Genomic DNA, 26,903 nt, shown 5'->3' on the forward strand with positions numbered 1-26,903 from the left:
AAATGGCGGATTGGCCACCGGCCCCCCGGCATGCGGGAATATTGCGGCATCCCAAAGCCGATCGGCGCCGGGAAATCGCCCTTGAGAAAGGTTCCTGCTGGATGGACCTCCGGTACGAAGCATTCTGCTTCGCGGATCCGCTGTTCTTCGACGAACAGCGCGACGTCGGCAAGGCGGACGACGATTTTGCCGCCGTGGTGCCGCCGGCGGGCCCGCACTGGCGGTCCGGTGAGCGCGGCATCTGGCGCTCGCTGTCCCCGGACGACGCGGTTTTGCCTGCTCAGGGCTGGAAGGTCCACGTGTCGGCGGTGATGGACAACGCCGACCGGGTGCTGCGGGCGGTGGCCGCCTACTGCTTCGAGCACCGCATCGCCTTCAAGCACCTGCGCACCAGGTCGATCCTGCTCGCGCGCAATTCGAAATATGCGCCGCGGGACGGAAGCGGCAAACTGGTAACAATTTACCCGCCGGACGAAGAGTGCCTCGAACGAGTGCTCGCCGACCTTTCCGCTGAGTTGACAGGTGAAGCCGGCCCGTACATTCTCAGCGACCTGCGTTACGGCGAGGGGCCGCTCTACACCCGTTACGGTGGTTTTGCCGAGCAGTGGGTGGAAGCCGACGGCACCCGGGTGCTGGCCATCAGCAAGCCGGACGGCACGCTGGTGCCGGACAAGCGCGGTCCGACGTTTTCCGTGCCGGATTGGGTCGAGCTGCCGGAATGTCTCGCCCCGCACCTGGCGGCCCGCAAGGGCGGCGACCCGGCGCAGTTCCCGTACCGCGTGTCCAAATCACTGCACTTTTCCAACGGCGGCGGGGTCTACCTGGCGAACCGGCTGGCCGACGACCACGAGCTGGTGCTCAAGGAGGCCCGCCCGCACGCCGGCCTGGACCGCGACCTGGTGGACGCGGTGGCCCGGCTCGAGCGCGAGCACCGGATCCTGCGGCGGCTCGCGGACATTCCCGGCATTCCCGAGGTCTACGACCGGTTCCAGGTCTGGGAGCACCACTTCCTGGCCATGCGGTTCGTACCCGGCAAGCCGGTCGGCGCCTGGCTGGCCCGCAACTACCCGCTGACCAGGCGAGATGCCACCGAGCAGGACATCGCGGACTACACCGAGCGCGCGCTGGCCCTGATCGGCCGCGTCGAGCGACTGGTCGCCGCGGTGCACGAACGCGGGGTGGTCTTCGGTGACCTGCACGCGCTGAACATCCTGGTCGACGACACCGACGGGCAGGACACGGTCTCGCTGATCGACTTCGAACTCGCGGCCGGGATCGAGGAGGAGACCAAGCCGGCGCTCGGCGCCCCCGGTTTCCGGGCGCAGCGGGACCGCACCGGGTTCGAGATCGACGAGTACGCGCTGGCCGCGCTCCGGCTGTGGCTGTTCCTGCCGCTCAACACGATCCTCGAACTGGCGCCCGCCAAGCTCGCGCCGCTGGTGGACTTCGCCGAGCGCCGGTTCCCGCTGCCCGAGGGGTACGGCCGCCGCATCCTCGACGTGCTCGCGCCACGCGGGGAGGACGTGCCGCCCGCGCTCACCCAGCTCGACGAGCCCAAGCCCGACTGGGCGGTGGTCCGCAAGTCGATCGCCACCGCGATCCTGGCCAGCGCCACGCCGGACCGGCACGACCGGTTGTTCCCCGGGGACATCCAGCAGTTCGAGGTCGGCGGGCTCGGCTTCGGTTACGGCGCGGCGGGCGTGCTGCACGCGCTGCACGTCACCGGTGAAGGCCGCTACCCCGAGCACGAGCAGTGGCTGCTCGAAACGGTGCGCCGGAACCCGCCCAGCCGCCCCGGTTTCTACGACGGCACCCACGGCATCGCCTACGTGCTGGAGAACTTCGGCCACCACGAGCGGGCCGACGAGCTGATCGCGGCCTCGCGGCACCTGGTCGAGGCGACCACCGACCACAACCTCGAAGGCGGCCTGGCCGGGATCGGGCTGAACTACCTGCACTTCGCCGGAACCCGGCAGGACGGCGAGTTCCGGCAGACCGCGCTGGACATCGGCGAACGGCTCGGCCGCGCGCTGGCCGCCGACGCCGGACCGCTGAAGTTCGCCAGGGCCGGGCTGATGAGCGGCTGGTCGGGCCCCGGCCTGCTGTTCGTGCGGTTGTTCGAGGCCACCGGCGAGCGGACCTGGCTGGACCTCGCGGAGCAGGCGGTCGAACGTGATCTCCAGGAGTGCGTGCCCGCCGACGACGGCTCGCTCCAGGTGCGCGACGGCGAATCCCGGACCCTGCCCTACGTCGGCATGGGCAGCGCCGGCGTGGCGCTGGCGGCCGAGGAACTGGCCGCGCACCGGCCGGACGCCGACTGCCTGGCGAACCTGCCGCGGCTGCTGGACGCCTGCCGCGGTGAGTTCGTCATCCACCCCGGCCTGATGCTCGGCCGCGCCGGGCTGCTGGCCACGCTGAACGCCGAGGTCAGGCGCACCGGAGACCCGGTCGCGCGCGCCGCGGTGGACCTGCACCTTTCGCGGTTCGCCTGGTACGCGCTGCCGTACCGGGACGGGCTCGCCTTCCCCGGCAACCAGCTGCTCCGGTTGTCGATGGACCTCTACACCGGCGGTGCCGGGGTGCTCCTCGCCCTGGCCGCCACCCTCGACGGGCACGGCGCGGTGCTGCCGTTCCTGTCCCACGGACCCCGGTCGAGCACGACCGGCGGATGAACACCAACGAAAGGAACTCCCATGGAGCTCGTTCTGGACCTGCAGGCCATGGAAGACACCGAGGCCCCCCAGCTGGGCGGCGGCAGCGGTGGCGGCGGTGGCGGTTCGAACCTGAGCCTGCTCGCCTCCTGCAACAACAGCACCGTCTCGCTGCTGACCTGCCACTGAGCTAGTCAGGGCTAGTCGCGGCTGACCACGGCTGGCTGGGACGCGGGAGCGGCACAGGCCAAGTGCGCCGCTCCCGCGTTCGCCATCCAACCCCATGGCGTGGCTGGGCAACAGCGGAGTTCGGAAGGTGGGACACGCGGATGCGGGGTGACCGGTTGCTGGCCGAGGTGGCCGGCGCGGACCGCACCCGGCTGGGCCTGGTCCTGCTGACCGCGCTCACCGCCACCGCGGCGGGCCTGCTGCTGCCGGGCGCGCTCGCGAACGCGGTGGACGCCGCGATCTCCGGTCAGCGCAGCTGGCCGCGGGTGCTGTGGCTGCTCGGCCTCGGCGCCGTCGACATCACCGCCGACGTGCTCGGCGGACTGCTCACCGTCGCCGTCACCAGCACGGCCACCGCGGCACTGCGGCGACGGCTCACCCGGCACCTGCTCGGCCTCGGCACGCGGTCGCGGTTCGCCGACGGCGACGCGATCAGCAGGCTCACCGGCGACTGCGTGAGCGCCGGTTCGGTCGCCTCCATCCTGGTGCAGCTGGGTTCCGCGGCCTGCCTGTCCGCCGGTGCCATCGTGCTGCTGGCGGTGCTCGACTGGCGGCTCGCGCTGGTTTTCCTCGGCAGCGTGCCGGTCGCGCTCTGGCTGGCCCGCTCCCACCTGCGCCACACCGCCGACGACGTGCTGACCTACCAGCGCGTGTCCGGCGAGATCTCCGCGCGCCTGCTCGACGCGGTGCGCGGGCTGCGGACCATCGCCGCCTCCGGCACCGCCGACCGGGAGACGCGCCGGGTGCTGCGCCCGCTGCCCGAACTCGCCCGCGCCGGGGCCGGGATGTGGCAGACGCAGGCTCGGATGATCTGGCGTGCCGCGCTCCTGCTGCCCGCGGTCGAGGTCGCGGTGCTGGTCGCCGCCGGGTTCGGGGTGCTGCACGGCCGCCTGACCGTCGGGGACGTGCTCGCCGCGCTCGGGTACGTCGCGCTCGGCATGGGCCTGGTCGGCCAGATCCCGTTGCTCACCACGCTCGCCAGGGCGCGGTCGTGCGCCGAGCGGATCAGCGAGGTGCTCGCCACGCCGCTGCCGCACCGCGGGCGCGCCGACGTGCGGCCCGGTCCCGGCTCGGTGGAACTGCGGCGGGTGACCGTGCCGGGCGCACTGTCCGAAGTGGACTTGACCATTCCCGGCGGTACTTTTCTGGCCGTGGTGGGGAAATCGGGCTCGGGCAAGTCCGCGCTGGTGGGGGTGGTCGGCGGGCTGATCCGGCCGGAGGAGGGGCGCGTGCTGCTCGACGGCGTGTCCACCGGCCGCCTGCGTCCCGAGGTGCTGCGGTACTACGTGGCTTACGCGTTCGAACGGCCCGCGCTGCTCGGCGGCACGGTGGCCGACGCGGTTTCGTACGGCACGTGGGCGGGTGAGATCGCCGTGCGCAACGCGTGCCGGACCGCGCAAGTACACGATCTGGTGGTGCGCCTGCCCGACGGTTACCAAACGCCACTGTCGGAAACCCCGTTGTCCGGCGGGGAAGCACAACGGCTGGGCCTGGCCCGCGCGCTCGTGCGCAACCCGCGGGTGCTGGTGCTCGACGACGCGACGGCCAGCCTCGACACGGTCACCGAGGTGCGGGTCGACGAGGCCATCGAGAACGCGCTGCCGGGCCGGACACGGCTGGTGGTCACGCATCGCGCGGCCACGGCGGCACGCGCGGATCTGGTGGCGTGGCTGGAAAACGGCCGGGTGCGCGCGGTCGGTCCGCACGAGGTGCTGTGGCAGGAACCCGGCTACCGCTCGGTTTTCACCGAGGACGATGCATGAGCGTCGTTCGGTTGTATTGGGGGTCGCTGGGCAGGCAGTGGCGTGGCGGGCTGGTGCTGCTCGGCTGCTCGGTGCTGGAAAGCGTGCCCGCGTTCCTGTCGGGGCGGCTGGTCGCGCTCGCCGTCGACCGGGGTTTCGCGGCTGGCGCGCCGCTGACCGGCGTGCTGTGGCTGCTGGTGTTCGCGCTGGTCGCGGTGCTCGGCGCGCTGGGGTCGCGGCTGGTGTGGCGGCAGCTCGGCATGGTGATCGAGCCCATTCGCGACGCGCTGGTCACCGCGGTGGTCGGCGGTGTGCTGCGCAACGGCGCCACCAGCCGGAACGCGCCCGACGCCAGCGGGGTCGCACGCATCACGCAGCACGTCGAGGTCATCCGCGACGCCACCGCCGGACTTCTGGTGCAGGCACGGGGAATGCTGGTGACCACGGTCGCCGCGCTCGCCGGGTTGTTCACCGTCGCAGGCGGGCTGGCGTGGCTGGTGGCGATCCCGGTGCTGACCGCGCTGACGTTGTTCGCCTGCCTGCTGCCCGCGCTCGCGGCACGCCAGCGCGCGGTGGCCATCGCCGACGAACGCACGGCGGAGGTCGCCGGGGGTGTGCTCGTCGGCATGCGGGACGTGGTCGCCTGCGGGGCCGAGCAGACCGCGGGCATGGCGGTGTTCGAGGCGGTCGACGACCAGGCACGGGCGGCGGTGCGGATGGCGCAGGCGACCGCGATGCGCACGCTGGTGATCGCCGTCGGCGGGTTCAGCCCGCTGGTGCTGGTGCTGCTGAACGCGCCCGGCATGGTGGCCGCCGGGGAGCTGACCGCGGGGGCCGCGCTCGGTTCGCTGGTCTACCTGGCCACCACCATGCAGCCCGCGTTGCAGGGCCTGGCGTCCACCGCGAGCACGGTGGTGCTGCGCCTGCTGGTCGCGGTCCGCCGACTGTCCGAAGTGGCCGGTGAACCACCCGCGCCGGGTGGTGACGCCGAACCGGTGGGCGCGTCGATTTCGGTGCGTGGACTGACTTTCGGCTGGGGCGAGCACGCGGAACCGGTGGTGCGCGGGCTGGATCTCGATCTGGTGCCGGGTGACCACCTCGCGGTGGTCGGCCCGAGCGGGATCGGCAAGTCGACTTTGGCGGGCCTGCTCACCGGGCAGCTCGAACCGCAGGACGGCCAGGTGCGGCTCGGCGGGGTGCCGGTGCGCTCGGTGCGGGCCGCGACCGTGCACCGGATGGTGGCGCTGATCCCGCAGGAGGCCTACGTTTTTGCCGGGACCGTGCGGGAGAACCTGGCGCTGCTGGCCCCCGAGGCCACCGACGAACGGCTGTACGAAGCCGCGTGCGCGGTCGGCGCCGGGGACCTGGTGGACGCACTGGGCGGGCTGTACGGGGAAATCGGCCACGGCGCCGAAGGACTTTCCGCCGGGCAGGCGCAGTTGCTCGGGCTGGCCAGGGTCTACGCCAGCCGGGCCGAGGTGATCATCCTGGACGAGGCCACCGCCCACCTCGATCCCGCCGCCGAAGCCCACGCCGAACGGGCCTTCGCGGCCCGGGGCGGTATTCTGGTCGTCATCGCGCACCGGCTCAGCTCGGCGCTACGCGCGAACCGCCTCCTGGTGATGGACGGCGACCACACCCTGCTCGGCACCCACGAGGGTTTGATCGCCAGCTCAGCCCGCTACGCGGCGATGATGGCCGCGTGGAAACCCGCCCGAGTGCAGGCTTCCTAATCCTTTCGTAGACCGTTGTGTTGAATCTCGCGGCCGTTGTGTTGAATCTCACGCCACCTCCCCGGCGGTCGGGTAAATTGCAGAAGGCAAGTGACGCATAGCAATATGTTGATCACCGATGGTCACGGGGGAGGCGACCATCTTGACTGCTCCCGACCGCCCGCCGCCCTACACGCCGGCCACGAGCAGCGGTTTCCTGGACCCCCTCGCCGAAGCTGCGGCAAACCTGGGTAAAGTGGCATATGCCACTGGCGAGGCAGTGCACGCACCGCCCGGTGGCTACTCGTTCAGCCCGGACCTCCTGGTCTCCATCTCGAAGAAATGGCAGGACTTGGCCAAGCTGTTCGACGATTCCCTGGAGTTGGCCGAGCAGATCGAGACGACTCAAGGGCCGGGAGCCGACTACGCCAGTGCGGGTCATGCGGAGAAGGTGCGCGGCACCGGCGGGGCCCTCTGGCACATGCTGATCGTTCGACGTGACTACTGCCAAGTGCAAGCCGAGAAGTTCTTGGCGGCCGCGGGCCAATACGGCGAGGCCGAAACGCGAGCCCGTGAAGAGCTCGAAAACCAGGAAGGCGGGACGCTTTGATGCGCCGCGGCATCGCGCTGGCCGCGCTGCTTGTGGTCATCGCCGGGTGCGGCATGGAACCAGGCAAGCCGATCCTGGCGCCCGGTTCGATGACGCCGACATCTTCGGCGGCTGAGCCCCAGTTGCCCACCGCTGGTGCGCCCAAGGTGGAGAGCCCGCTGGACACCGGCCGGTTCGAGCTGGCCCCGTGCGACAGCCTCACCGAGGAGCAGTTGGCCGGACTGTTCGGGGCTACACCGACTGGTGAGGTCAAGAATGCCGCCGGTCCCACGTGCACTTGGCGCCGTGATGGGGTCAACCCGCACGTCACGGTTACCTTCCTCAAAACGACCGAGTTGGGGATCAGCAACTTCTACCTTGGCAAGGACAAGGGTGGGCTGTTCCGGGTGCTGTCTCCGGCCGGTGGTTATCCCGCGGTGGCCTGGGGTGTGACGGCCGCGGGGGTGGATGGCGACTGGGAGCACGGCCGCTGCCATGTGGCGGTGGGGGTTACCGATCGTCAGGTGGTGGACATCGTGGTTGGTCAGTCCGACGACAAGATCGGGAAGAAGGATCCGTGCGAGGACGCGCACGGGATCGCCGAGATGGTCATCGGCAACATCAAGGGAGCCCAGTGATGGTGGAGGAAGGGTCGCTCACCGCGTCGCAGATCTACGAGCAGATCAACGGAGGTCTCGGCACCGGTTACCTCGAGGCAGCCCAGAACGCGGTCAACGTGCTGCGCACGAATCTGATGCTGAGCGCGCAGATGGTCGGCGAGCTGGCCGCCCAGATCCAGGATGGCTGGACCGGCGAAGCGGGCAACACCGCCGCGAACGCCGCCGCGCCGCTGGCGAAGGCGTCGATCCAGGACGCGGATCTGTTGTCCGACGCAGACCAGGCCGTGGCCAATCAGGGGTCCGCCTTCGGCACGGTGAAGAACAGCGTGGTGCCCGTGCCGCCGAACAAGCCCGAGCTGACTTCGGCCGACGTCGTCGAGGCCATCACCACCGGCAACTGGAACACCTACAACCACAAGCTCGGCGAGTGGCAGGCGAAAACCCAGCAGAACATCGACGCCTTCGCCGGTTACCACGCGACGAGCATGGACAACGGCGACACCATGCCGAATTCGTTCACCCCATTGGTTGACCCCGGCGCGCCCATCTCACTCGCCGAAGCCGGAGGTGCCAAGGGCGCGCCTCCCGCCGGTAGCCAGCCCGGCGGCCCGACCGGTGGAGTTGGCGGCGGTCTGCCCAACTCGAGCCAACCCGACAACGGGCAACCCGACGCCAGCCACTCCAGCACGAATCAACCGGGCACAAATCACCCCGGCACGAATCACCCCAGACCCGGGAAACCCGGCACCAATCAACCCGTGACCCACCCCATCGGCAACCACCCCAGTCCCGAGCCACCGCCAAAAACCGGTTTCCCACAAGAAAAATTGCCCGGCCAGCAAACACCGCTTCCCCAGGACGGCACAAAAGCGGCGGCATACCAACCAGCCGCACTACCGGAAGGCCCAAAATCGCCGCCGGTAACACCGCCCCACACTCCCAGCGCCACACCCACAGGCGGCCCTGGACAACCGCCCACCCCACCTGCCCCGGGACGCTTCGTCGGCGGAACCCCCGGCGAACCGGCCGCCGCCGCCGTCCCGCGCAGTGGTGCAACCACCGGAACCAAACCCGCCACCAGCATCCCGATGACCGGCCTCCCACCCGGTGGGAATCGCGGTGAGGACAACAAGGAGCGCGAGCGCCCGCCCTACCTGACCGGCCCCGATCCGGAGGAGTTGTTCGGCGGTGACACCGAGAAACCGGTCCCGCCGGTGATCGGCGAATCGAAGCAGCAGCCCGAATAACCGGGTGGTGGCCCAGGCCTCGTAACCTACCGCGGTGACTGCGGAAACGGACGGGAATCCCTTCGACGGCGGCGTCAGCTGGGACCGGCGCGGCGAGCACTGGGTCGGGGTTTTCCACCCGGGGTACCTGAGCCTGTTCCGCGAGCACGTCGGCACCGTGCGCGCGCTCATCCGGCGCCGCCTCGACCAGCACGCGGCCGGGCTGCCGGACCCCGAACCGGATCCGCGGGTGGCGGCGATCCTGCGGTTGCGTGGTTCCGCCGGGTTGTCCGAACTGGAACTGCTTTTCCCGGTGGTGAACCGGCTCGCCGAGGTGGAGGCGGCGGTGCCGGACAGCGGCGGCGTGGTGGAACTGCGCGGCTGGGAGGACCGGTACCGCTGGGGTTCGGCCGCGCTCGACGTCTGCATCGCGCTCACCGAATGGGTCCAGTGCTGGTCGCGCGGGGAAGAGGTGGACGGCGCGCGGTGCCCGGATCCGGCGGCGCTGGTGTTGCTGAGCAGGCTCGGCGAATGGCTCAACGAGCACGTGGTGGTCCCGCTGCGACCGCTGGTGGACCCGGCTCCCGACCGCTGAGCCGACTTCCGGCCCCTTGTTACTCACCAGTAAGACTGGCACAATTTTCCTGATCGTCTCCGGCTCGAAGCGGGTAGGCTAACCCGGCTCGGGCGGACCGAAGGGTGGCACGCCGCATGGGGTTGACCGTTGCGCGCACGGTGGTGCGCCTCCTGGCCGAGGCCGGGGTGCGGCGGGCGTACGCGGTGCCCGGGGAATCCGTGGTCGATCTGCTCGACGCGCTCCAGGTGGAACCCCGGTTGAACCTGGTTTCCGCGCGCCACGAAGCGGGTGCCGCGTTCATGGCCGACGCCGACGGCAAGCTCTGCGGCACGCCCGCGGTGGCCGTGGCGGGCAGCGGTCCCGGCGCGGCGAGCATGACCGCCGCCGTGCACACCGCCTTCCAGGACGAGACGCCGATGGTGGTGCTGCTCGGCCAGGTGCCGTCCGGCGACCTCGGCGAGGAGACCTTCGGTGAGGTCGATCTGGTCCGGTTGTACGCACCACTGGCCAAGTGGACCGCGCAGGCGGCCACCTCCGACGAGGTGCCCGGCCTGCTCGCCGAAGCGCTGCACGCGGTGAACACCGGCCGCCAGGGCCCCGCGGTGCTTTCGGTGCCCGCCGATTTCTGGGCGCGCCCCTTCGAAAGCGTGGTGCAGCGCCCGGCCGAAGCCGCCGTGCCGCCCGGCTCGCTGGAACGGCTCGCCGGCGAGGTGGCGCGGCTGGTCGACGACGCGCGGTACCCGGTGATCATCGCCGGTGGTGGCGTGCGGCTGGCCCGCAAGCAGCTGATCGACGCGGTGGACCACCTCGGCCTCGCCGTCTACACCGCCTTCCGCAGGCAGGACGCCTTCCCGGAGAACCACCCGAACTACCTCGGCCACCTCGGCCACGGCATCCCGGACGAGCAGCTGCGCGCGCTGGAGCAGGCGGACCTGGTGCTCGCGCTGGGCACCCGGCTGGACGAGGTGACCACGCAGCGGTACCGCTACCCGGCCTACACCCAGCCGCTGGTGATGGTCGGCGGCGGCCGCCCCGGCCCGCGCCGCCGGGGGCTGACCTTCCACGTCGACACCGACGTCGCGCGGTTCCTCAGCGAGCTGCGCCAGGCGGCCAAACCACGCCGGCGCAACTGGACGGTGGCGCACCAGGCGGTCAAGGAGTTCATGCGCCCGCCCCCACGCGGCACCTCCGGCCCGGTGCACCCGGCGGACGTGGTGCGGTCGCTGCGGCAGCTGGCCCCCGAGGACACCGTGGTGACCAGCGACGCGGGCAACTTCGCCGCCTTCGTGCACCGGTACTGGTGCTTCACCCAGCCGCGGACGCAGCTCGGCCCGTGCAACGGCGCGATGGGGTACGCGGTACCCGCCGCGGTGGCCGCGAAACTGGCCGAACCGCACCGGACGGTGGTCGCCATGGTCGGTGACGGCGGTGCGCTGATGACCGGGCAGGAGATCGAAACCGCGGTGCGCCACCGCGCCCCGGTGATCGTGGTGGTGTTCCAGAACGGGCTGTACGGCGCGATCGCCGCGCACCAGGCGCGCTCGCACGGCCGATTGTCCTCTGTGGCCGTCGGAACGGTGGATTTCGCTTCCTGGGCAAGGGGTCTCGGCGCGGCCGGGTACACCGTGAACGACCAGGAGGAACTGGAACCGGCGCTGGCCAGCGCGTTGATGCGGCAGCGGCCGTGCGTGGTCGACGTGCGCACCGATCCGGACGTGGTCGCGCCCGACCAGCGGCTGAGCAACATGCTGCGGTCTCGGCTGGAAAGCTGACGCGCGACGCCTTCTCGCTGACCGGTTTTTGTCGGTCTCGCGTGGCACAATCGGCCTCATACGGACCGGTGGTACGGGGTCCGCGAGAGAGGGTGGCGAACATGGGGAACGAAGCAGCGGGGCACCCGGCGAGGACCTCGGGCGTGGCGCCGGTGGCCTTCAGCAACACCGAGGCGCCGGAGCCGATCAAGACGATGACCAGCGCGGCCGACCGGGACGCGGTGACCAGGTCCCCGTTCGCGGCGGAGGCCGCGGCCGGTGGACGGGCGGCGGAGTGACACGCCGTTGAGCGGGCTGGATCACCCGGACGGGCTCATCACTGGCGGACGGCCCCGGTTGTGTGCTTTACTTCTGGTGGTCTCAAGCTTTTGTGTTCGTGCTGGGTGCTGACACCCGTTCTTCTCAGCCCGCTCGCAAGACTTAGCGGGCGTAGTGCGTCCCCGGTCTGGGGAAGGCAAACCGTCCCGTTTTGACCCGGGGTGCCGGCCTGGCCCCTCGTTTGTTTTTACGCATGGAGATTGTTTTATATGACTCAGGGCACCGTGAAGTGGTTCAACTCCGAGAAGGGGTTCGGCTTCATCACTCCCGACAACGGCGGCGGCGACGTCTTCGTTCACTACTCGGAGATCCAGGGCAACGGCTTCCGCACGCTGGAGGAGAACGCTCGCGTCGAGTTCGAGATCGGCCAGGGCCAGAAGGGCCCGCAGGCCACCTCGGTCAACGTCCTCTGACCTGACCCTCAGCTCTTCGTCGAAGGGGCTGTCACCGTGCTACCGGTGGCGGCCCCTTCGCCGTTTCTCCACCTGTTTCTCCACCCTCGGGCGGGTCCGGTGAGCCGGTTCGCGGCTTAGGCTGACCAGGTGAAGTTTTCCGGTGGCATCGCGCCGTCGTGGGTGGTGATCCAGGGCGTCGGCACGGTGCTGATCGCCTTTTTCCTGGTGGTCGCCGAGGATTGCGACCCCTGGATCTGGGCCGGGTACGCGGTGTCGGCCGCGGCCTGGCTCGTCTTCGTGGCCACCATCGGCCGCCGGCCGCGGATCGCCGTGCCGGCGCTGATCGCCTCGACCGTGACGGCCGCCGCGCTGGCCGGTCCGGCCGCCGGCATGACGGCGACGATCATCACCCTGCTCACCATCGGCCGTTTCGCCGGGCTCACCGTGGCCAGCGGCCGGCTGATCGGCGTGGTGGTGGCCGCCGACCTGGTGCTCGTCTGCGGTGGCTGCCTGCTCTGGGACCGGACGGCCTGGGACGTCGGCGGTGCGACGGCCGCCGTCGCCGTCTCCGCGTTGTGCGGGCTGAGCCGCCGCCAGACCGACTTCCGCGTGGTGCAGACCGAGCAGCTGCTCGAGCAGACCCGCCGGGCGCACGCCGAACACGCCAGGGCCGCCGCGCTCGACGAACGCACCCGGATCGCCCGCGAAATCCACGACGTGCTCGCGCATTCCCTTGGCGCGCTGGGGGTTCAGCTCGAACTGGCCGAAGCGCTGCTGGCCGAGCGCGACGATCGCGAGGCCGCGCTCACCACCATCCGCCGGGCGCGGCGGCTGGCGGTGGACGGGCTCGGCGAGGCACGTGAGGCGGTCGCCGCGTTGCGACAGGACCTGCCGTCGCTGCCGGAGGCGGTGACCCGGCTGGTCGAGGTGCACCGGCGTGACCGCGGCCCGGTCGAGCTGGACCTGTGCGGGGAGGTCGCCGTGCCGACGGTGGCTGCCGTCGCGCTGACCGCGGTGGCCCGCGAAGCCCTGACGAACGCGGCCAAGCACGCCCCCGGCACGCCGGTGGCGGTCGAGCTGCGGGCCGGTGACCAGGGCGTCCGCCTCCAGGTGGCGAACGACCTGCCGGACGGGCCCGCCCGCGGGACCGGGTTCGGGCTGACCGGCATGCGCGAGCGACTGGAGCTGGCCGGTGGCACCCTGAACGCAGGACCGGACGGGGGAGATCGATGGCTGGTGACGGCGGAAGTGCGCCGATGATCAGGGTGATCGTCGCGGACGACCAGCAGGCGGTGCGCGAAGGGCTGGCCGCGTTGCTCGGCATGGCCGGGGACGTGCTGGTCACCGGCACCGCGGCGAACGGCCGCCAGGTGCTCGACCTGCTCGCCGCCGGGACCGAGGCCGACGTGGTGCTGATGGACCTGCGCATGCCGGTGCTGGACGGCGTCGAGGCCACCACCCGGATCAGCGCCGAGCACCCCGGCGTCGCGGTGGTGGTGCTGACCACCTACGCCGACGACGACTCGATCGGCGGCGCGCTGCGTGCCGGGGCCCGCGGTTACCTGACCAAGGACGCCGGGCGCACGGAGATCGCCTCGGCGTTGCGCTGCGCGGCGGCCGGCCAGTCGGCCTTCGACCCCGCGGTGACCCAGCGCCTGGTCGAAGCGTTCGAGGCGGGCCCGCCGGTCTCCCGGGTGCCGCCCGATCGGCTGACCGCCCGCGAGGCCGAGGTGCTGGGCCTGATCGGCGGCGGGCTGACCAACGCCGAGATCGCGGCCAAGCTGTTCATCGGCGAAACCACGGTGAAAACGCACATCAACAACGCCTTCGCCAAGATCGGCGTGCGCAACCGCGCGGAGGCCGTGCGCTATGCGTACCGGCACGAGCTGAGCTGATTGCGTGCGAGGTCGCGCCGGTCACTGGACCGGGGCACATCGACTCCGCCCGACCGGCGGGTGTGCCCCGGTCCAGTGACCGGCTCAACGGCGACCTCGCCGCCGTGCCGGAGGCGCGGCCAAAAATTCGGTTGTGGCCCGCAGGTCGGTGGTCCCGGCAACCGGATCTCCTATACGTTCATGCCGGACGTAGGAGGGGTGGAGGAATCCGATGACGAGCACCGGCAGCCCCGGTAGCACCGGCACCGTGGCGACGCCTGCCCGCCCGCCCGGACCGCAGCGCGGGCCGGGGGCCGAACCACCACCGCGGGCCCCCGGCGCCGAGACGCGGACCGGGATCGCCGGGCTGTTCGCGCTGCCGGGACTGGCCGTGCGCGCGGTGGTCCGGTCGGCGGCGACCACCCCGGGCAGGCTGTCGGTCTTCGCCGTCGGCCTGGTCCTGCTCGCCCTGATCACCGGCATCATCGGCGCGATCTCGGTGCAGGACAAGAAGGACACCATCAACGAGCTGATCGACCACCGGGAACCGCTGGCGGTGGCGGCGCAGCAGGTGTACCGCTCGCTGTCGGACGCCGACGCGACCGCGGCCAGCGCGTTCCTCGCCACCGGCACCGAGCCGCCCGCCCTGCGCGAGCGGTACGAGCTGGACGTGGCGCAGGCCGGTTCCGCGCTGGCGAAGGCGGCGTCGGACGCGGGCGGGGTGCCCGAGGCGGCCGCCCAGGTGGACATGATCAACCAGAAGTTCCCGGTCTACACGGGGTTGATCGAGACGGCCCGCGCGAACAACCGCCAGGGTTTCCCGGCCGGTGCCTCCTACCTGCGCGAGGCCTCCGAGCTGATGCGGACGAAGATCCTGCCCGCCGCGGCGGACCTGTACCGCATCGACACCGAGCGGCTGATGGCGGAGCAGGACGACGCCACCGGCGTGCCGTGGGTGGCTGGCGTGCTCATCCTGGCGCTGCTCGGCTCGCTGATCACCACGCAGATCTACCTCAAGCGCCGGACGAACCGCGTGCTCAACGTCGGGCTGCTGGTGGCCACCGGCGCGGTGGTGCTGGCGCTGCTCTGGAGCGCGGTGGCCCTGGTGGTGCAGGGCATCGCGGTCGGCAGCGGCGGGGAGAACGGCACCCGGCAGGTGGACCTCGCGGTGCAGGCGCGGATCGCCGCGCAGCAGGCCCGCGCCGACGAGACGCTCACCCTGGTCGCCCGTGGCGACGGGGCCAAGTACGAGAAGGAATTCGTCGAGCTGACCGCGAAGATGGTCGGCCAGGACGGCAGGGGCGGGCTGCTCGGGGAACTGCGCACGCTGGCCGCCGACGGGGGCAACACCGAGCAGGTCGACCGCGCGATCAACGAGGCGGGCGCCTGGCTGGAGGCGCACCGCAAGGTGCGGGAGAACGACGACAGCGGGAAGTACGCCGAGGCGGTCAGCCTGGCCATCGACGAGCGGGTGAACGGGGGCGCGACCGGCGCGTTCCTCCGGATGGACGAAAGCCTGGTCGCGGTGATCAAGGACGCCCGGCAGGAGTTCGTCGACGAGACCTCGTTCGCCGACAGCGCGCTGACCCTGCTGGCACCGGGGATCGCGGTGCTCGCGGTGATCGCCGCGGCCGGTGCGACGATGGGGATCCGGGAAAGGCTGATGGAGTACCGATGACACGCAAGAGGACCCGGCTCGCACTGGCGCTGCTCACCGCGGGGGCGCTGCTGGCAGGCTGCGGCGGGGCGGGCACCCCGGTGGAACCGGCGCCGATCGCGTCGGTGGAACGGCCGCTCCCGGCGAACGTGGTGGTGGGTGCCGAGCCACCGCCCGACCCCAAGGGCGAGGACTGCAACGCCACGGCCAGCCTGCGGCCGGAGGGCCTCGGCATGCCGCCCGGCTCCACCATGGACAAGATCAAGGAACGCGGGCAGCTGATCGTCGGCGTGGACCAGACCACCTACCTGTTCGGGTTCCGCAACCCGACCAGCGGCGCGCTCGAGGGCTTCGACATCGACATCGCGAACGAGGTGGCGAAGGCCATCTTCGGCAACGCGTGGCGTTCGCACATCCAGTACCGCGCGATCTCCTCGGCCCAGCGGGTGGACCTGCTGAAGCAGAACGAGGTGGACATCGTGGTGCGGACGTTCAGCATCACCTGCAGCAGGCTCAAGGACGTCGGCTTCTCGTCGGTCTACTACACCGCCGGGCAGCGGCTGCTCGCGCCGAAGAACGCGAACGTGCGCAGCCTGGCCGACCTCGCGGGCAAGAAGGTGTGCGCGACGAGCACCTCGACCTCGTCGAAGATGATCGCCGCGGATCCGAACAACCCGGTGCTGGTGACCGTGGAGAACTGGTCGGACTGCGTGGTGCTGCTGCAGCAGAACCAGGTGGACGCGATCTCCACCGACGACACCATCCTGGCCGGCATGGCCGAGCAGGACCCGACGACCGAGGTGGTCGGCGAGCCGTTCACCGTGGAGTCCTACGGGATCGGGGTGCCGAAGCAGAACACCGACATGATCAAGTTCGTGAACGCGGTGCTGGACACCGTGCGCGCGGGGCCGTGGCAGGAGAGTTACAACCGCTGGCTGTCGGAAAGCCTCGGCCCGGCGAACCCGCCGCCGCCGACCTACCGCTGAGGCCGGTGCCCGAGCAGGAGCGAGATCTCGCCCGCCGCGCGCCGGGTGCGGCGGCCCGCGTCGTGCAGGCGGTCGCCGAGGCGTGACTTGGGCGCGGCGATGTTCAGCGCCGCCACCGCGCGGCCGCGGAAGTCCCGGATCGGCGCCGAAACGCCGACCAGGCCCGGTTCGTACTCCTCGTCGACCACGGCGTAGCCCTGCTCGCGCACCCGGTTCAGCTCGACCCACAGCTCGGCGATGCTGTGCGGGCGGATCGGGTGCTCGGCGCAGAGCGGTTCGTCGGTGCCGAACCGGATGTGCAGCTCGTCCGGGCTGAGCTCGGTCAGCAGCACCCGGCCGACCGAGGTGCACGCCGAGTGCGTCGAATGCCCTTCGCTGCCCGCCAGCCGGAACGAGTGCCCGGGCGACACCGAGAACACCGTCAGCACGCCGTTTTCCCGCAGCACACACAGGTGCGTGGTCTCTTCGACCTCGGCGGCGAGCCGGTGCATGACCGGTTCGGCCTGCCGCTCCAGCCGGGTCTGGGCGGCCCGGGAGACCAGCGCGAACAGCCGCCAGCCGAGCTGGTAACGCAGCGTGCCGGGGTGCCGCTCGACCACGCCCTCCTCGGCCAGCGCCCGCATCGCCCTGGACACCTGGCTCTTCTCGCGGCCGGTCAGCTCGGCCAGCCGGAGCACGCCGAGCCCGCCCTCGGCGGCGGCCTCCGGGGAGGCGAGCGCCTCGAGCAGGGCGAAATCCCGGCGGAGACCAGCTCCTCGCTGCGGATCCCGGGGCACCCGCCCAGCTTAGTTGCCACCAGCGCAACGTCCATTCCGATTCGGCCTATGCCCCTTGTGACCGGTCGGCCGTGAACGTAACTTCGGCGTTCGCCGCCAAGGGGGGACCGCGCCGATGAAGATCGTCGAGATCACCGTGGACCAGCTCCGGCTGGAGCTGGACCCGCCGTTCGCCGCGGCGTGGGATCCGGTTCCACGCACCGCTTTCGACGCGACCGTGGTGCGCGTGCACACCGACGCGGGGCTGACCGGCATCGGCTCCGGCGACACCATGGCCGGGTTCGACGCCTACCGCCACCTGTTCCTCGGCACCGACCCGCTGGACATCTCGCGGCACGTGCGTGCCATCGAATCGGCGAACTTCCACGGTGCCAGCTATTGGCCGCTGGAAGCGGCGTTGTGGGACATCATCGGGAAAGCCAGCGGGCAGCCGGTGTCGATGCTGTTCGGCAACGCGGCGAAACGCCTGCCTGCCTACGCTTCCACCGGTGAGCTGAAAACCGCGGAGCAGCGGGTCGAAGCCTCGCTGGAAATGGCGAAGACCGGGTTCCGCGCGCTGAAGATCCGGATCGACCGGCACCGGCTCGACGAGGGCGTGGACGTGGTGCGGGCGGTGCGCGAGGCGCTCGGTGACGGCGTGGACCTGATGGTCGACCTGAACCAGTCGTGGCGGATGCCGGGTGACGTCGAACCGGCGATGGACTTCGCGAAGGTGCGCGAGGTGGTCCGGCGGCTGGCCGACCTCGGGGTGTTCTGGGTGGAGGAACCGCTGCCGTACGCCGACGTCGCCGGGTTCAAGGCGCTGCGCTCGTCCGGGGTGCGCGTCGCGGCCGGTGAGATGCAGTCGTCGGTGCCGGAACTGCTGGCGTACCTGGAAGCCGACGCGCTCGACGTGTACCAGATGGACGTGGTGCTCTCGGTCGGCATGCACCGGGCCCGCACGCTCGCCGAACTGGCGCGGCTGAAGCACCGCCAGTTCACCCCGCACAGCTGGACCAACGGCATCGGCGTGCTGGCCAACCTGCACGTGGCCGCCGGGGTGGGCGCCACCCCGTACTTCGAGTTCCCGTACGACCCGCCCGGCTGGACCCCGGCTCGCCGGGACTTCATGCTCGCCCAGCCGCTGATGATCGATGTGGACGGTGATCTGGTGGTACCCGCTTCGCCAGGGCTCGGGATCGAGCTGGACGAATCCGCCATCGACGCGACCAGGACGCGCTGATGGAACGCCTGTTCGTCAACGGGTCCTTTGTGGACCCGGTAGCCGGTGAGACGTTCGAGACGCGGGCGCCACGCGACGGCAGCCTGCTCGCGGAAGTGGCTTCGGGGCAGAGCGAGGACGTCGACCTCGCGGTGCGTGCCGCCCGCCAGTCCTTTGAGGACGGACGATGGCGGTCGCAGCCGCCGGCCGCGCGCAAGCGCGTGCTGCTGAAGCTGGCGGAGTTGATGCGTGCCAACAGCGAGGAACTGGCACGCGTGGAGAGCATGGACACCGGCAAGCCGATCGGTGAGGCGAGCCGCGTCGACGTGGCCAAGGCGGCCGACACCTTCACCTGGTACGCGGAGGCGATCGACAAGGTCTACGGCGAGATCGCGCCCACCGGCGGCGACACGCTCGCGCTGGTCAGCCGCGAGCCGCTGGGCGTGATCGGCGCGGTGGTCCCGTGGAACTACCCGCTGATGATCACCTCGTGGAAGCTGGCGCCCGCGCTGGCCGCCGGGAACTCCGTGGTGCTCAAGCCGGCCGAGCAGTCGCCGCTGTCGGCGCTGGTGCTGGCCAGGCTGGCCGCCGAGGCCGGGCTGCCGGACGGCGTGCTCAACGTGGTGACCGGGTTCGGGGAGACCGCGGGCCGGGCGCTGGGACTGCACCCGGACGTGGACAAGATCGCGTTCACCGGTTCGGCGCCGGTGGGCCGGGCGTTCCTCGGGTACGCCGCCGCGTCCAACGGCAAGCAGGTCTCCGTCGAGGCGGGTGGCAAGTCGCCGCAGCTGGTGCTGCCCGATGTGTCCGATGTGGACAAGGCGGCGGAGGCGATCGCCTGGGGCTTCTGCTACAACGCCGGGCAGACCTGCAACGCCGGGTCCCGGCTGGTGGTGCACTCGTCAATCGCCGCGGACCTGGTCGAAGCGGTGCGCAAGGTGCTGGCCGGGTTCACCGTCGGCGACCCGCTGGACCCGGCGACCACGCTCGGCCCGCTCATCGACGACACCCAGCTCGGCACCGTGCTCGGTTATCTCGACGTAGGCCGCGAGGAGGCGACAGTCGTCCACGGTGGACGGAGGCTGCACGAGGAAACCGGCGGCTGGTACGTCGAACCCGCCGTGCTGGAGGGCGTGCCGAACACCGCGACCGTGGCGCAGGAGGAGATCTTCGGCCCGGTGCTGGCCACCACCACCTTCGAGGAGCTGGACGAGGGCGTCCGGATCGCCAACGAAACGCGGTTCGGCCTGGCCGCCTCGGTGTGGACGGCCGACCTGCGCACCGCGCACCGGGTGGCCGCCCGGCTGCGGGCGGGCACGGTGTGGGTCAACACCTTCGACGCCAGCGACGTGATCACCCCGTTCGGCGGGTTCGGCGAAACCGGTGGCGGGCGCGACAAGTCGCTGCACGCGCTCGACGGCTACACCGGGCTCAAGACGACCTGGTTCGATCTGTCGTGAAAACGCGGGTGGAGTTCGGCATCGGGGCCACCGGCGCGCTGCCCGCGCTGGTCGATGACCTCGGGTACCGGCGCGCGTTCGTGGTCACCGACAACGGGTTGCGGGCCACCGGTGTGCTCGGGCGGGTGCTGCGAACGCTGGAACGCGCCGGAATTCCTTACGGCTGTTACGAAAGCGTGCGCGCCAATCCGTCGGTCTCGATCATCGAGGAGGGCGGGCAGGTGCTGCGTCGGTACGGCGAAGCCGCGGTGATCGGCGTCGGTGGTGGTTCGGCGCTGGACGCGGCCAAGGCGATTTCGCTGCAGGCGGCCGGGCCCGGTGCGGACGGCCAGCCGGTGATCGCCATCCCGACCACCGCGGGCACGGGCGCGGAGACCAACGGCTTCGGCGTGTTCGAGGACGCCGGGCGGAAGGTCTACTGGGGACACGAGTCGGTCCGGCCGGTGGCCGTGGTGCTGGACCCGGAGCTGACCGTCGGGCTGCCGCCGCGGGTCACCGCGGTGACCGGCGTGGACGCGCTGGTGCACGGGATCGAGTCGCTGTCGTCGCCGCGTGCGGACTCGGAGTCGATCCGGTACGCGGGCCGGGCCATCGCGAAGGTGACGCGGTGGCTGCCGGTGGCCGTGCGGGACGGGGCGAACCTGGAGGCACGCGCGGGCATGCTGCTCGGCGCGCACCTGGCCGGGCTGGCGCTGACCAGGTCCGGGCTGGGCCTGGTGCACGGCTTCGGCCACGCGATCACCGCGCGGCTCGGCGTCTCGCACGGGCTGGCGCTCTCCGGCGTGCTGGAGCCGGTGATGCGGTATTCGGCGAGCGCGGCGGCGCCCGCGTACGCGCAGGTGGCGCTGGCCGGTGGGCACGGTTCGGCGCTCGGCCTGGCCGGTGAGCTGCTGGACCGGGTGGGCGTGCGGCCCACGCTCGCGCAGCTGGGCGTGACCCGTGAGCTGGTGCCGGAGCTGGCCGCGGCGGCGCTCGCGGATCCGGTCACCGACAACGCGCCGCTGCGGCCGAGCGACCAGGAGGCGATCGAGCTGCTCGCATCGGCGCTATGAGCCACTCGTGGGGCGGGCGACCATCTAGGATCGGGCGGGAGATCCGCGGTCGCTTGGAGGTACGCAGTGTCGGAGGAGCCACGCCGGCCGAGGCACGCCGCGCCGGACGAGTCCGGCGGTGGCTGGACCGAGCCGCCCGCGGACGGCGAGCCGGGCACCGGCTGGCGCCTGTCCCCGAACGTGCTCGGCGGCGGTGACCAGGCCCCCGAGGACGACCGAACCACCCACCACCCCGGGCGGCGCCCGGCGCAGGACCAGCCGACCGTGCAGGGCCTGCGTCCGGTGCAGCGCCAGGGCCCACCCAGCCAGCCGTTCGCGGCGCACGGTCAGGCCGCGGCACCGAGCCAGCAGGCGGGGCAGTCACCCACCGGCCAGCCGTCGCAGACCAGCCAGCCCCCGCAGGCGGGGCAGCCCAGCCAGTCCCAGCGAACCGGCCAACCGAGCCAGTCGCAGCAGCCGAGCGCGCAGTCCGGGCAGCCGAGCAAGACCGGGCAGCCCAGCCAGCCGCAGGGGGTGCGTCCCGGCCAGGTGCCGCGCCGCCAGCCCCAGCAGCTCCAGCAGCCCGCGGGTGACCCGCAGCCGACCAGCGTCCTGGCCGCTCCTGCCCCCGCGACCCAGAGCATCACGCCACCCCCGCCGATGCCCGAGCCGAGCGGCCCGATGCAGCTGCCCGACCCCGGCACCGAGAGCGTGCTCCCGCCCAGCAGCAGCGACGGCATCGCCCCCGGCACCGGCCGGGGCACCGGAACCGGCACCGGCACGGGCACCGGCCCGCACACCGGCTCCGGCGCCTTCCCCGGCACCTCCCGCCGCACCGGCTCGCGCACCTCCCGCCGCGGCCGCCTCGGCGCGGGACTGGTCGACGTGCCGCAGGTGCCCTACCGCGACCCGGCCTCCGCCGTGCTCACCGATCCGGTGGTGTCGGAGGAGAAGCGCTTCTGCGGCAACTGCGGCGCCAAGGTCGGCCGCGGCAAGGACGGCAAGCCCGGCGCGCCGGAGGGCGTGTGCGCCAAGTGCGGCAACGCCTTCTCGTTCAAGCCGAAGCTGCGCCCCCACGAGATCGTCGGCGGGCAGTACGAGGTGCTCGGCGCGCTGGCCTACGGCGGGCTCGGCTGGATCTACCTGGCCCAGGACCACAACGTCAGCGACCGCTGGGTTGTCCTCAAAGGACTGATCGACACCGGCGACGCCACCGCGATGGCCGCCGCGGTGAACGAAACCCGGTTCCTGGCCGAGGTCGAGCACCCGAACATCGTCAAGATCTACAACTTCGTGCAGCACCCGGACTCGGTCACCGGCAACTCCGTCGGCTACATCGTGATGGAGTACATCGGCGGGCAGTCGCTGCGGCAGCTGGCGCTGGCGCACCACCGCACCGCCGGGCGCGCCGAGCCGCTGCCGATCGGCCAGGTGATCGCGTACGGGCTGGAGATCCTGCCCGCCATGGGTTATCTGCACAGCCAGAACCTGCTCTACTGCGACCTCAAGCCAGACAATGTGATCCAGACCCACGAGCAGCTCAAGCTGATCGACATGGGCGCGGTGCGGCGGATGGACGACTACGAGAGCCCGCTGTTCTTCACCACCGGCTACAGCGCGCCGGAGCTGGCCACGCACGGCGCGTCGGTGGCTTCTGACCTCTACACCGTCGGCCGCACGCTGGCCGTGCTGAGCTTCGAGTTCACCGGCTACACCAACAAGTACAAGACCACGCTGCCGCCTGCCGACCAGGTGCCGCTGTTCGCCCTCTTCGGTTCGTACCACCGGTTCCTGAAGCGGTCCACGCACGCCGACCCGGACCGCCGGTTCCTCTCCGCCGAGGAGATGGCCGACCAGCTCACCGGCGTGCTGCGCGAGATCATGGCGATGGGCACCGGGAAACCGCGGCCCGGCGCGTCCACCGTGTTCGGGCCGGAGACCCGCTCGTTCGGCGTGGACATGGTGGTGCCCGAGACCGGTCAGCCGGTGCCGCTGCCCAGCCCGGACGACGTGGTGGCCGGGCTGCCGGTGCCGCAGGTCGACACCGACGACCCGGCGGCGGGCGTGCTGGCCACCACCGCGGCGGCCGATCCGCGGGAGGCGATCGAGGCGCTGGTGAACGCGCCGCACAACTCGATCGAGGTGCGGCTGCGGATCGTGCGGGCGCGGATCGAGCTGGGCGAGCTGGCCGAGGCGAACCGCCAGCTGCAGGCCGCGCAGTACCTCGCGGTGAAGAACGGCTTCCCGCACGACTGGCGGATCGACTGGTACCGCGGGCTGATCGAGCTGGCGGGCGGGCGGCCGCGGGTGGCGCAGGTGGCCTTCGACGCCGTCTACGACGAGCTGCCCGGTGAGATCGCACCCAAGCTGGCGCTGGCGATCAGCGCGGAGGCCAACGGTGACCACTTCGGCGCGTCGCGGTTCTACGAGCTGGTGTGGAAAACCGACCACAGCTACGTCAGCGCGGCTTTCGGGCTGGCGCGGGTGTACCTGGCGCAGGGCGCGCGAGCGGGTGCGATCGAGGTGCTCGAGTCGGTTTCGTCCTCGTCCTCGCACTACATCGCCGCGCAGGTGGCCGCGATCAAGATCAAGTCCCGGCCGAACCGCGAGTCCGGGATGGCCTCGGACCGCGACCTGGTCGAGGCCGGCGCGCGGCTGGAACGCCTGTCGCTCGACGCGGAACGCCGCACCCAGCTCTCGGCCGAGGTGCTGGAAGCGGCGTACGGCTTCGTGCGCGCGGGCGGGGCGAAGCCGGAGACGCACCGCGGCATGAAGGTGCTCGGCTGCGAGCTGGGCTCGGAGCGGGAGCTGCGGTTCGGGCTGGAACGCTGCTACCGCACGCTCGCGCGGCTCGCGGGCACGGCGGACCAGCGAATCGCCTTGGTGGACAAGGCAAACGCGATCCGCCCCCGCACGCTGACCTAAGGCGCGCGCAGCTCCACGACGGTGATGTCCGGCGGTGCGCCCACCCGTACCGGCGGACCCCAGAACCCGGCGCCCCGCGTCACGTAGAGCTGCGTGTTCCCGTGCTGCGAAAGCCCCGCCACCGCGCCCTGCTGCAGGCTCACCAGCAGCTCGAACGGCGTGATCTGGCCCCCGTGCGTGTGCCCGGAAAGCTGCAGGTCCACGTCGTGGTCCACGGCGTCCTGCACGTCCACCGGCTGGTGCGCCAGCAACACCACGGCCCGCGCCGGATCGCGGCCCCGCAACGCCTTCCCGACGTCGGCGTCGTCCTGCCACTGGTACGCCGTCGCATCGTTGACCCCGGCCAGGTCGAAGGTGCCGCCGTGGTGCGTGATGGACACCCGTTCGTTGCGCAGCGGGCGGATGCCGAGCGTCGGCACGTGGTCGACCCACTCGGTGTACCCCGAGTAGTACTCGTGGTTGCCGGTCACGAAGAAGGTGCCGTGCGTGCTTCGCAGGTCCCGCAACGGTTCCGCGGCCTCGGCCAGGTGCTCGACGCTGCCGTCCACCAGGTCGCCGACGATCGCCACCGCGTCCGGGCGCTGCTCGTTGACCAGGTCCACCACGCGCTGCGTGAACGACCGGCCCAGCAGCGGCCCCAGGTGCACGTCGCTGATCAACGCGATCCGGAAGCCCGACGCCCGCGGGTCCAGGCGGCGCAGGGTGATCGGCACGCGGGTGACGCTCGGCCCGCCCATCGCCACCGTGGTGCCGTAGCCGACGATGCCGACCGCGGCCGCACCGGCGATCGCCGCGGTGCCGCGGGCCAGGAACACCCGGCGGCTCACGCCGGCGATCGGCTCGTCGGACTTCGCCCACTTCCGCAGGAACAGGCGTGGCACCTCGAGCACCAGCGTGGCCAGCATCAGGTAGTAGAACAACGCCAGCCACAGGTAGCCGGGCCAGGCGAACCACTGCGCCACCGCTGGATCGGCCTGCGTGCCGAAGACGAACGCGGCGATCATGAACGCCACGAGCAGGATCAGCGCCACCGCCGCCACCCGGCGCACGAGCCCCGGTGAAGTGGTGTCGCGGACCAGCCGTTTCCAAATGTAGATGTGCAGGAGCGCCAGGCCCCCGCCGACGACGAGCAGGAACATCAGGGGTTGATGTCCCAGTCCCGCTCCGCCGCCCGGCCGCTGGCCTTCAGCCGCTCGACCGACTCCTCACCGGCGTGCTTCGCGAAGTGCTCGAAGCCCACCTGGACGAACAAACCCCGTGCCCGCAACGCGATCGGGCCGTCCTCGGCGTCGAGGCGGCCGTCCGCGCTGACGTAGATCTTGCGCCCGGCGACCCCGTCGAGCTTGGCGCAGATGAACAGCGTCGAGCCGACCGGCACCGGCTGCACGAAGTCGGTCTCCAGCTTCCCGGTGACCGCGGGACGGCGCAGCAGGTGCCCGACGGTGGCGCCGAGCGCCTCGTCGAAGGCACACGCCAGCAGCCCGCCGTGGGCCAGGCCTGGCGCGCCCTGGTGCGCCTCGGTGACCAGGAACTGCGAGTGCACGGTGCCGCCGTCGCCGACGGTCGAGCGCAACCGCAGCCCGGCGTCCTGCTGGTCACCGCACCCGAAGCAGTGCTCGTAGTGCATGCCGAGCTTCGTGCCCGCCGGCGGCGCCTGCGGGTGCGGAACCGCGGGCTCGGTCTCCACCGGAGGCCACGGCTGGGCGGACTTCGTCATGCGCCCACGGTAATACGACTACGCGAAGTGGTTGAAAGCGCACTTATTTCGCGGGCTGTTCGGCCACGGCGGCCCGCTGTCCGCGCCGCGCGATCCGCGAGCTGACGATGCCGCGCAGCGACACCCCGGCCGTTTCCGGCAGCAGCAGGATCGGGATCGCGGCGATCGCCCCGGCCGCCATCAGGTAGAAGGCGGGCCACAGCGTGTTGCCGGTGGCGTCGACCAGCGAGCCGACGATGTACGGCGCGGTACCGGCGAAGGCCGCGGTGGAGAAGTTGTAGCCGATCGAGAAGGCGCCGTAGCGGACCTGCGTCGGGAACATCGCGGGCAGCGTGGACGCCACCACCGACAGGAACAGCACCAGGCACAGCCCGAACATCGCCAGCCCGCCGCCGAGCATCAGCACGTTCACGCCGGTCTCGGTCTTGCTGTGCTCCATCAGGGTGAACGCCGGGATCGGCACCACCAGGAAGCCCGCGCAGCAGGTGATCAGGATGGGTTTCCGGCCGATCCGGTCGGACAGCGAGCCGATCGGCACGATCACCACCAGCATGCCGAGGATCACCGCCATCACGATCAGCAGCGGCGCGTGGCCGTCGAGCTGGAGCACGTCCTTGAGATAGGTCTCGATGTAGCCGAACATCATCCAGTCGCCCACGTTGAGCAGGATGACCAGGCCGATCAGGTGCAGGATCGAGCGCCAGTGCTTGCTGAACAGCTCCTTCAGCGGCGACTTCGAGACCTGCTTGGCCTTCTCGATCTCCTGGAACACCGGCGTGTCCTCGAGCCGGTTCCGCAGGTAGAGCCCGACCAGGCCGAGCGGCCCGGCGAGCAGGAACGGGATGCGCCAGCCCCATTCGGCCATCGCCTCGTTGCCGAGCAGCACGGTCGCCAGCGTCACCGTGCCGGCGCCGAGGAAGAACCCGACCAGCGTGCCGAACTCCAGCCAGCTGCCGAGGAAACCGCGCTTGCGGTCCGGCGCGTACTCGGCGATGAAGGTGGCCGCACCGCCGTACTCACCACCGGCGGAGAAGCCCTGGAGCCCGCGCAGCAGGATGACCAGCACCGCGGCCGCGGGCCCGATGGTCTCCCACGAGGGCAGCAGCCCGATCACGAAGGTGGAGCCCGACATCAGGATCACCGTCAGCGCGAGCACCCGCTGCCTGCCCAGCTTGTCGCCGAGCGGGCCGAGCACGAAGCTGCCGAAGGGCCGGATCACGAAGGTGACCGCGAGCAGCGCGAACGTGGCGAGCGCGCCTTCGGAGGTGCTGCTCGCGTTGAAGAAGACTTGCCCGAGGATGGCCGGCATGAAGCCGAAGACCCCGAAGTCGTACCACTCGATGCAGTTGCCCATCGCCGAACCGGCGACGGCTTTCCGGATCTGCTTCGGATCCGCTTCCCGCGGCGCCGAGTCCGTGGCGCCCACCGCCTGATCGCTCATCCGTC

At 71.3% G+C, this 26,903-nt stretch carries 23 protein-coding genes; 19 read left to right on the forward strand and 4 right to left on the reverse strand.

The features are described 5' to 3' along the window. Positions 1-101 precede the first annotated feature (101 nt). The 15 genes from lanKC to A4R43_RS32860 all read left to right on the forward strand — a co-directional run bounded on the left by lanKC (position 102) and on the right by A4R43_RS32860 (position 16,347). Positions 102-2,672, forward strand: coding sequence for a class III lanthionine synthetase LanKC (gene lanKC / locus A4R43_RS32795; RefSeq protein ID WP_113695631.1), 2,571 nt, complete (start codon positions 102-104; stop codon positions 2,670-2,672). A gap of 21 nt (positions 2,673-2,693) precedes the next feature. After that, positions 2,694-2,840, forward strand: a complete 147-nt coding sequence (locus tag A4R43_RS32800) for a SapB/AmfS family lanthipeptide (RefSeq protein ID WP_113695632.1) — start codon at positions 2,694-2,696, stop codon at positions 2,838-2,840. 140 nt (positions 2,841-2,980) lie between these two features. Next, a complete protein-coding gene (locus tag A4R43_RS32805; RefSeq protein WP_113695633.1) occupies positions 2,981-4,642 on the forward strand; it encodes an ABC transporter ATP-binding protein in 1,662 nt (553 codons plus the stop codon). Beyond that, complete coding sequence (locus A4R43_RS32810; RefSeq protein WP_113695634.1) at positions 4,639-6,354, forward strand: ABC transporter ATP-binding protein; 1,716 nt, start codon at positions 4,639-4,641, stop codon at positions 6,352-6,354. Before A4R43_RS32805 ends, A4R43_RS32810 begins: the two co-directional genes overlap by 4 nt. Positions 6,355-6,472: 118 nt before the next feature. Next, a complete protein-coding gene (locus A4R43_RS32815; protein ID WP_113695635.1) occupies positions 6,473-6,943 on the forward strand; it encodes a hypothetical protein in 471 nt (156 codons plus the stop codon). Continuing rightward, entirely contained in the window at positions 6,943-7,560 is a 618-nt protein-coding gene (locus A4R43_RS32820) for a DUF3558 domain-containing protein (RefSeq protein ID WP_113695636.1), read from the forward strand. The genes A4R43_RS32815 and A4R43_RS32820 overlap by 1 nt, the downstream gene beginning before the upstream one ends. Further along, positions 7,560-8,789, forward strand: coding sequence for a hypothetical protein (locus A4R43_RS32825; protein ID WP_113695637.1), 1,230 nt, complete (start codon positions 7,560-7,562; stop codon positions 8,787-8,789). Before A4R43_RS32820 ends, A4R43_RS32825 begins: the two co-directional genes overlap by 1 nt. 34 nt (positions 8,790-8,823) lie before the next feature. Next, on the forward strand, positions 8,824-9,363 hold the full coding sequence (locus A4R43_RS32830; protein ID WP_113695638.1) for a hypothetical protein: 540 nt from the start codon (positions 8,824-8,826) through the stop codon (positions 9,361-9,363). A 143-nt stretch (positions 9,364-9,506) separates the two neighbouring features. Further along, positions 9,507-11,117, forward strand: a complete 1,611-nt coding sequence (locus A4R43_RS32835; protein ID WP_236809294.1) for a thiamine pyrophosphate-dependent enzyme — start codon at positions 9,507-9,509, stop codon at positions 11,115-11,117. A 101-nt stretch (positions 11,118-11,218) separates the two neighbouring features. Continuing rightward, positions 11,219-11,395, forward strand: a complete 177-nt coding sequence (locus A4R43_RS43000; protein ID WP_162788670.1) for a hypothetical protein — start codon at positions 11,219-11,221, stop codon at positions 11,393-11,395. Positions 11,396-11,644: 249 nt separating this feature from the next. Then, the gene (locus tag A4R43_RS32840) at positions 11,645-11,848 is read left to right on the forward strand and encodes a cold-shock protein (protein ID WP_113695640.1); all 204 of its coding nucleotides are present in this window, start codon (positions 11,645-11,647) and stop codon (positions 11,846-11,848) included. Positions 11,849-11,977: 129 nt separating this feature from the next. Continuing rightward, positions 11,978-13,090 carry a sensor histidine kinase gene (locus A4R43_RS32845; RefSeq protein WP_113695641.1) on the forward strand — a complete coding sequence of 371 codons (1,113 nt, stop codon included), beginning with the start codon at positions 11,978-11,980 and terminating at the stop codon, positions 13,088-13,090. Continuing rightward, positions 13,087-13,725, forward strand: coding sequence for a response regulator (locus A4R43_RS32850; RefSeq protein ID WP_113695642.1), 639 nt, complete (start codon positions 13,087-13,089; stop codon positions 13,723-13,725). The genes A4R43_RS32845 and A4R43_RS32850 overlap by 4 nt, the downstream gene beginning before the upstream one ends. 211 nt (positions 13,726-13,936) lie before the next feature. Beyond that, entirely contained in the window at positions 13,937-15,382 is a 1,446-nt protein-coding gene (locus tag A4R43_RS32855) for a hypothetical protein (protein ID WP_162788671.1), read from the forward strand. Then, positions 15,379-16,347, forward strand: coding sequence for a glutamate ABC transporter substrate-binding protein (locus A4R43_RS32860; RefSeq protein WP_113695643.1), 969 nt, complete (start codon positions 15,379-15,381; stop codon positions 16,345-16,347). The genes A4R43_RS32855 and A4R43_RS32860 overlap by 4 nt, the downstream gene beginning before the upstream one ends. Here the strand turns inward: A4R43_RS32860 and A4R43_RS32865 are convergent. Then, positions 16,338-17,123: an IclR family transcriptional regulator gene (locus A4R43_RS32865; protein WP_113695644.1), complete on the reverse strand. Its 786-nt coding sequence runs from the start codon at positions 17,121-17,123 to the stop codon at positions 16,338-16,340. The genes A4R43_RS32860 and A4R43_RS32865 overlap by 10 nt on opposite strands. A 115-nt stretch (positions 17,124-17,238) precedes the next feature. Here A4R43_RS32865 and A4R43_RS32870 point away from each other — a divergent pair, with 115 nt between their 5' ends. From A4R43_RS32870 to A4R43_RS32885, 4 genes are all read left to right on the forward strand, one after another. After that, complete coding sequence (locus A4R43_RS32870) at positions 17,239-18,345, forward strand: mandelate racemase/muconate lactonizing enzyme family protein (protein WP_113695645.1); 1,107 nt, start codon at positions 17,239-17,241, stop codon at positions 18,343-18,345. After that, complete coding sequence (locus A4R43_RS32875; RefSeq protein WP_113695646.1) at positions 18,345-19,784, forward strand: aldehyde dehydrogenase; 1,440 nt, start codon at positions 18,345-18,347, stop codon at positions 19,782-19,784. The genes A4R43_RS32870 and A4R43_RS32875 overlap by 1 nt, the downstream gene beginning before the upstream one ends. Then, positions 19,781-20,836, forward strand: a complete 1,056-nt coding sequence (locus tag A4R43_RS32880) for an iron-containing alcohol dehydrogenase family protein (protein ID WP_236808424.1) — start codon at positions 19,781-19,783, stop codon at positions 20,834-20,836. The genes A4R43_RS32875 and A4R43_RS32880 overlap by 4 nt, the downstream gene beginning before the upstream one ends. A 513-nt stretch (positions 20,837-21,349) precedes the next feature. Next, entirely contained in the window at positions 21,350-23,740 is a 2,391-nt protein-coding gene (locus tag A4R43_RS32885) for a serine/threonine-protein kinase (RefSeq protein WP_236809295.1), read from the forward strand. On the opposite strand, the gene A4R43_RS32890 is transcribed toward A4R43_RS32885, so the two are convergent. From A4R43_RS32890 to A4R43_RS32900, 3 genes are read right to left on the reverse strand one after another with little or no spacing between them, the layout of a single operon-like run. Then, entirely contained in the window at positions 23,737-24,879 is a 1,143-nt protein-coding gene (locus A4R43_RS32890) for a metallophosphoesterase (RefSeq protein ID WP_113695647.1), read from the reverse strand. The two genes, A4R43_RS32885 and A4R43_RS32890, sit on opposite strands and share 4 nt — an antisense overlap. Further along, entirely contained in the window at positions 24,879-25,457 is a 579-nt protein-coding gene (locus A4R43_RS32895; protein ID WP_113695648.1) for a PaaI family thioesterase, read from the reverse strand. The genes A4R43_RS32890 and A4R43_RS32895 overlap by 1 nt, the downstream gene beginning before the upstream one ends. Positions 25,458-25,500: 43 nt before the next feature. Continuing rightward, positions 25,501-26,898 (reverse strand): MFS transporter, encoded by a 1,398-nt coding sequence (locus A4R43_RS32900; RefSeq protein ID WP_113695649.1) that lies wholly within the window; start codon positions 26,896-26,898, stop codon positions 25,501-25,503. Between the last annotated feature and the right edge of the window lie 5 nt (positions 26,899-26,903).

The sequence above is a fragment of the Amycolatopsis albispora genome (genome assembly GCF_003312875.1).
Taxonomy (GTDB): Bacteria; Actinomycetota; Actinomycetes; order Mycobacteriales; family Pseudonocardiaceae; genus Amycolatopsis; species Amycolatopsis albispora.